Origin of the sequence: Pseudomonas brassicacearum subsp. brassicacearum, assembly GCF_008801605.1 — a bacterium.
Classification (GTDB): domain Bacteria; phylum Pseudomonadota; class Gammaproteobacteria; order Pseudomonadales; family Pseudomonadaceae; genus Aquipseudomonas; species Aquipseudomonas brassicacearum.
In genome coordinates, this window is record NZ_VZPJ01000014.1 from 147,164 (window position 1) to 153,997 (window position 6,834).

The 6,834-nt window shown below is 61.8% G+C and carries 1 protein-coding gene; it reads left to right on the plus strand.

The annotated features are described in order from the left end of the window. Positions 1-400 precede the first annotated feature (400 nt). A complete protein-coding gene (locus F7R20_RS25890) occupies positions 401-6,013 on the plus strand; it encodes a putative Ig domain-containing protein (protein WP_003201398.1) in 5,613 nt (1,870 codons plus the stop codon). The last annotated feature ends 821 nt before the right edge of the window (positions 6,014-6,834 follow it).

Genomic DNA, 6,834 nt, shown 5'->3' on the forward strand with positions numbered 1-6,834 from the left:
CCCTCTTCAGCGGGGCGATGGTTTATTCGAGGTTATCGCGCCATCCCGAAAGTGGGGTTGATGCCAATCAAGGAAACCGCAATGCCTGCCACACCACCAAACCCTGTGGGAGCGAGCTTGCTCGCGATAACGTCGGTTCAGCTACATCGATGTTGACTGGCGCACCGCTATCGCGAGCAAGCTCGCTCCCACAGGAAAGGGCATCGTCGGCGTTGAGAAAGCGTCAACAGAACGTTACTCCTGCGCAATCTCCACACAACCGCTGATCAGTTAGTCCGGCTTTTTGACACTTTCCCCGATATGCGGTCACAACTTTTGCGCTCCGCTGGGTCATAACACGAAGGTCGTCGATGGAATGTTGACGTCTACCGAGGTTTAAGCCTGATACGGAGATAAGCTCATGATTTTCAACGTACAAAATTTTGGCGCCAAAGGAGATGGCATCACCGACGACACGGCAGCCATCCAAAGTGCGATTGATGCGGCGGCCGCGGCCGGCGGTGGGCAGGTGTACATGCCGACCGGCACCTACATCGTTTCGGGGGGAGAGGAACCTTCCGATGGCTGCCTGATGCTCAAGAGCAATGTCTACCTGTACGGCGACGGCATGGGCGAGACCACGGTCAAGCTGGTCGATGGCTCCGACACCAAGATCACCGGCATCATCCGCTCGGCCTACGGCGAGGAAACCCACGACTTCGGCGTCAGCAACCTCACCATCGACGGCAACCGCGACAGCACCACCGGCAAGGTCGACGGCTGGTTCAACGGCTACATTCCCGGCGAAGAAGGCTACGACTCCAACGTCACCCTCGACAGCGTCGAGATCAAGGATTGCTCCGGGTACGGTTTCGACCCCCACGAGCAAACCGTCAACATGGTCATCAAGAACAGCGTGTCCCACGGCAACGGCCTGGACGGTTTTGTCGCCGACTTCCTCAGCGATAGCACCTTCGAAAACAACGTCGCCTACGACAACGACCGCCACGGTTTCAACGTCGTCACCAGCACCCACGATTTCACCATGACCAATAACGTCGCCTACGACAACGGCGGCAATGGCATCGTGATCCAGCGCGGCAGCGAGGACATCCCCTCGCCCAACAACATCACCATCACCGGCGGCGAGGTGTATGGCAACGGCGCCGAAGGGGTGCTGATCAAGCTCTCCAGCGAAGTGACCGTCACCGGCGTCGACATCCACGACAACAGCAGCGCCGGGATCCGCATCTACGGCAGCAACCACGTCGAAATCATCGACAACACCCTCAACAACAATTCCCTGGGCGGCGCCGTACCGGAAATCATCATCCAGTCCTATGACGACACCCTGGGCGTGTCCGGCAAGTACTTCAACGGCAGCGATAACACCATCCAGGGCAACATCATCAGCGGCAGCGACCTGTCGACCTATGGCGTGGCAGAGCGCAACGAAGACGGCACCGACCGCAACGCCATCATCGCCAACACCATCAGCCATACCAGCAAGGGCGCCACGCTGGTCTATGGCGACGGCAGCTACGTCAGTGCCACGGTGCCCATGACCACCGTGCAAGGTACGGCGGGCAACGACACCCTGCTCGGCAGCGCCGCCAACGAGATTTTCTACGGCGGCGCAGGCAACGATACGATCAATGGCGCGACCGGTAGCGACATCCTCGTCGGTGGCGCCGGCATCGACAAACTCACCGGGGGTACCGGTGCCGATACGTTCCGGTTCGTCGCTCAGTCGGACAGTTACCGCAACGCGACCACCAGCTTCGATGACACCATCACCGACTTCGACGTCACCCAGGACAAGATCGACCTCGCCGGCCTCGGTTTCACCGGCCTGGGCAATGGCCGTGGCGGCACCCTGCAGGTCAGCTACAGCGCCAGCAACAACCGCACCTACATCAAGGACTTCGACGCCGATGCCAGCGGCAATCGCTTCGAGCTGATCCTCTCGGGCAACCTGGCCAGTACCCTGACCGCCAGCAACTTTATCTTCAACCGGGTGATCACCGGCACCAGCGGTAGCGACTCACTGCTGGGTAGCGATGCGGCCGATACCCTGCTCGGCCTCGCGGGCAACGACAGCCTCAGTGGTGGCGCCGGCGACGACAAGCTCGACGGCGGTGCTGGCATGGACACCCTCACTGGTGGCGCCGGGGCGGACACCTTCGTGTTCTCCAACCGCCTGGACAGCTACCGCAACTACAACACCGGCGGCGCCAACCTCGGCGACCTGATCACCGACTTCGACATCAGCGCCGACAAGATCGACCTCTCGGCCATGGGCTTCACCGGCCTGGGGGACGGCAAGAACAACACCGTGTACCTGGTGCTCAACAGTGCCGGCACCAAGACCTACATCAAGTCCCTGGAGGCCGATGCCAATGGCAACCGCTTCGAAGTGGCGCTGGATGGCAATTACCTCAACACCCTGACCAGCGCCAACTTTGTCTTTGCCACCACCTCGCCGACCAACCAGGCGCCGGTACTGGCGACGCCGCTGCTGGACCAGAACGCGACCGAAAACACCCCGTTCAGCTACGTGGTGCCGGCCACCAGTTTCACCGATCCGGACAACGACAGCCTGAGCTACACCGCCAAACTCGCCAATGGCAGCGCCCTGCCCAGCTGGCTGGTCTTCGATGCCGCCACCCGCACCTTCAGCGGCACGCCACCCGACACTGCGTCGGGCACCTACGCCATCCAGGTCACCGCGAGCGACGGCAGCAACGCCACCGTCAGCGACAGCTTTACCCTCGCCGTGCAGGACGTTCCCACCGCCATTGTGATCAATGGCACGCCGAACAACGACACGCTGACCGGCACCGCAGCCAATGAGCAATTGTTCGGTGGCGCGGGCAACGACACCCTCAATGGCGGCGCCGGCAACGACATCCTGGTCGGCGGCACCGGGGTCGACAAGCTCACCGGCGGCACGGGGGCCGATGTATTCCGCTACACCTCGAAACTCGACAGCTACCGCACCAGTTCCACCAGCGCCAGTGACCAGATTCTCGACTTCGACCTGACTGCGGACAAGATCGATGTCTCGGCGCTTGGCTATACCGGCCTGGGCAACGGGCTCAACGGCACCCTGCAAGTCACTTACAGTTCGTCGACCAACCGCACCTACCTCAAGGACCTGACGGTCGATGCCAACGGCAACCGGTTTGAGGTCTCGATGGCAGGCAACTTCCTCAGCAGCCTGACGGCCAGTCACTTTGTCTTCGCCGACCAGACCAACCCAACCAACGTGGCGCCGGTCGTCGCTACCCCACTGCTGGACCAGAACGCCAGTGAAAGCACGCCGTTCAGTTACACCGTGGCCAGCAACAGTTTCACCGACGCCAACCAGGATGTGCTGACCTACACCGCGACCCTCGCCAACGGCAACGCCCTGCCCGCCTGGCTGAGTTTCAATGCCACCAGCCTGACCTTCAGCGGTACCCCGACCAGCACTGCGGCAGGCAACTACGACGTGCTGGTCAAGGCCACCGACCCCTCGGGCGCCTCGGTCAGTGACAACTTCGCCCTGGTGGTGGCCGATGCGCCCGCCAACACCATCACTGGTACCAACAATGCCGAAACCCTCAACGGCACGACCGGCGCGGACCTGATCCTTGGCCTGGGCGGCAACGACACGATCAAGGCCGGCACCGGCGCGGACATCGTCGACGGTGGTGCCGGACGCGATTCGCTGTACGGCGGTGACGGTGCCGACACCTTCCGCTACAGCAACCTTTCCGACAGCTACCGCGACTACGACACCGGGGGCGTCACGGCCACTGATACGATTTATGACTTCACCGTCGGCGTCGACAAGATCGATGTCTCGGGGCTGGGCTTTCTCGGCCTCGGTGATGGCAGCAACGGCACGCTGTACATGACCTTGAACGCGGCTGGCGACAAGACCTACATCAAGTCCGCCGAAGCCGATGCCGACGGCAATCGCTTCGAGATCGCCCTCAACGGCAACTACCTCAACACCCTCACCGCCAGCGACTTCGTCTTCGGCGAGCGCGCCCAGCAGGACATTCTCTACCTGCCGACCCTCGGCCAATCCAATGCCCGCCTGCTGCGCATGACCGAGGACGACAACCAGTCCGGCACCTCGATGCTGGTCAATGACCTGAACCGCTACACCACCTATGACGTGCGCAGCCAGTTCACCGATGCCGACGGCAATGGCATCGACATCGCGGTGGGCGGCAGCACGGTCAACGGCCTGTCCACACTCAGCCCCGAGGAGCTCCAGCTGTGCTGGTGGCTGACCGACACCAACCAACCCGGGCCAGCACTGTTGCGGGCGGTGACGTTGCTGCGCGACCAACGCACCGAACTGCAGGCGATCGATAACGTCACCATGGGCATCATATGGGGCCAGGGCGAGGAAGCCGCCCAGGAAATCGCCCGCGCCACCGACAAGGCAGCGGCAGCAGCGGCCTACAAGGCCGCGACCCTGAAGGTGTTCGACTACTTGCACGCCCAATTCGGCAACTTCAGCGTGTACCTGATGGAAACCGGTCACTACGAGGAGGATGCGGCCCGAGCCCGGGGTTATTCGGAAGAGAAGATCGCTTCCATCGTCGAGGGCGTCGGTTATGTGCGCGCCGCCCAGGAGGCCATCGCCGCCGAGCGCGCCGACGTCAAGCTGGCGGTGGACTACACCGACCTGCCCTTGCGCTACGAAGTCGACCCGCTGGTGTACCCCGATGACGTCTGGCACCTGCACGAGGAGTCGGCGGAAATCGTCGGCCAACGCCTGGCGGACTACATTGCCGATGACCTGGGCTTCCAAGGCGATCCCAACGACAACAACAGCGTGCAGGACATCTTCGACAACGCCCAGAACCAGGGTGGGATGATCTCCGGTACCGACCAGGACGACACTCTGGTGGGCAGTTCGGGCAACGACACGCTGAACGGCGACCTGGGCGCCGACACCCTCACCGGCGGCGACGGCAACGACATCTACGTGGTCGACAATGCCTTCGACAGCGTGGTGGAAACCAACACCTCGCTCTCGCAGATCGACACAGTGCAAGCCTCGGTCAGTTGGACCCTGGGCGCCAATCTGGAAAACCTGGTGCTCACCGGTGTGTCGGACATCGACGGCACCGGCAATGAACGGCGCAATTTCATCACCGGCAACGCCGCCAATAACGTGCTGGACGGCGCCGCAGGGGCCGACAGCATGAGCGGTGGCGATGGCAACGACAGCTACTTTGTCGACAACGCCGATGACAGCGTGATCGAGACCAACAGCAATACCGTGAGCGGTGGGATCGACAGCGTGCACAGCAGCCTCGCGGCCTATACCTTGGGCAACAACGTCGAGAACCTGTATGTCGATAGCACCGGCGCCGCCAATGGCACCGGCAACGCGCTGGACAATACGCTGTTCGCCGGGGCCGGCAACAATGTACTGGATGGACGCGATGGCATTGACACGGCGAGCTTTGAACGCGCGCTGTCCAGCGTGACCGTCAACCTCTCGACGTCGGCGCAACAGAACACCGTGGGGTCTGGGCTCGACACTTTGAAATTCATCGAGAACCTGAAGGGAAGCGCCTACGCCGACACGCTGTCGGGCAACAGCGCGGCGAACGTCCTCGACGGAGGGGCCGGCAACGATACGCTGGTGGGTGGTTCGGGCGATGACCGGTTGATCGGCGGCGCAGGCACCGACAACCTCACCGGAGGCACGGGTGCGGACACCTACGCGTTTGGTGCGCTGTCGGACATGGGCGTCGGAGCCCTGCGCGATGTGATCAACGGCTTCAAGAGCGCGGAGTTCGACAAGTTGGACCTCACCGGCCTGGACGCCAACCCGCTGACCGCCACAGTCGATGCCTTCACGTTCATCGGCAGCAACGCCTTCGATCCCACCAATGCCACCGGCCAGCTGCGCTTCGCCGATGGCATCCTCTCCGGCAGCACCAACGCCGACGCCACCCCCGAGTTCGAATTCGAACTGGTCGGCGTCAAGGAGCTGCACGCCAGCGACTTCACCGCCTGATTGCCCCCTGAGCAGGCTTGCCGCAATACAGCATGGATGCTGACCGACCCACCGCTATCGCGAGCAAGCTTTGCTCCCACAGGGGATTTTTGTTGGCAGGGAAATCGCAGGCTGGCACCGATCCAAACTGTGGGAGCAAAGCTTGCTTGCGATGACGGCGGCACATCCAACATCAAGGCAGACTGACACGCTGCTATCGCGAGCAAGCTTTGCTCTCACTGGGGATTTTTGTTGGCAGTGAAATCGCAGGCTGGCACCGATCCAAACTGTGGGAGCAAAGCTTGCTCGCGATGACGGCGGCACATCCAACATCAAGGCAGACTGACACGCTGCTATCGCGAGCAAGCTTTGCTCCCACTGGGGATTTTTGTTGGCAGGGAAATCGCAGGCTGGCACCGATCCAAACTGTGGGAGCAAAGCTTGCTCGCGATGACGGCGGACATCCAACATCAAGGCAGACTGACACACCGCTATCGCGAGCAAGCTTTGCTCCCACTGGGGATTTTTGTTGGCAGGGAAATCGCAGGCTGGCACCGATCCAAACCGTGGGAGCAAAGCTTGCTCGCGATGACGGCGGCACATCCAACATCAAGGCAGACTGACCCACCGCTATCGCGAGCAAGCTTTGCTCCCACAGGGAATTTTTGTTGGCAGGGAAATCGCAGGCTGGCACCGATCCAAACTGTGGGAGCAAAGCTTGCTCGCGATGACGGCGGACATCCAACATCAAGGCAGACTGACACGCTGCTATCGCGAGCAAGCTTTGCTCCCACTGGGGATTTTTGTTGGCAGGGAAATCGCAGGCTGGCACCGATCCAAAC

Excerpts from the sequence above, each read along its gene's own strand:
- F7R20_RS25890 (WP_003201398.1), top strand. The coding sequence starts at position 401 with ATGATTTTCAACGTACAAAATTTTGGCGCCAAAGGAGATGGCATCACC.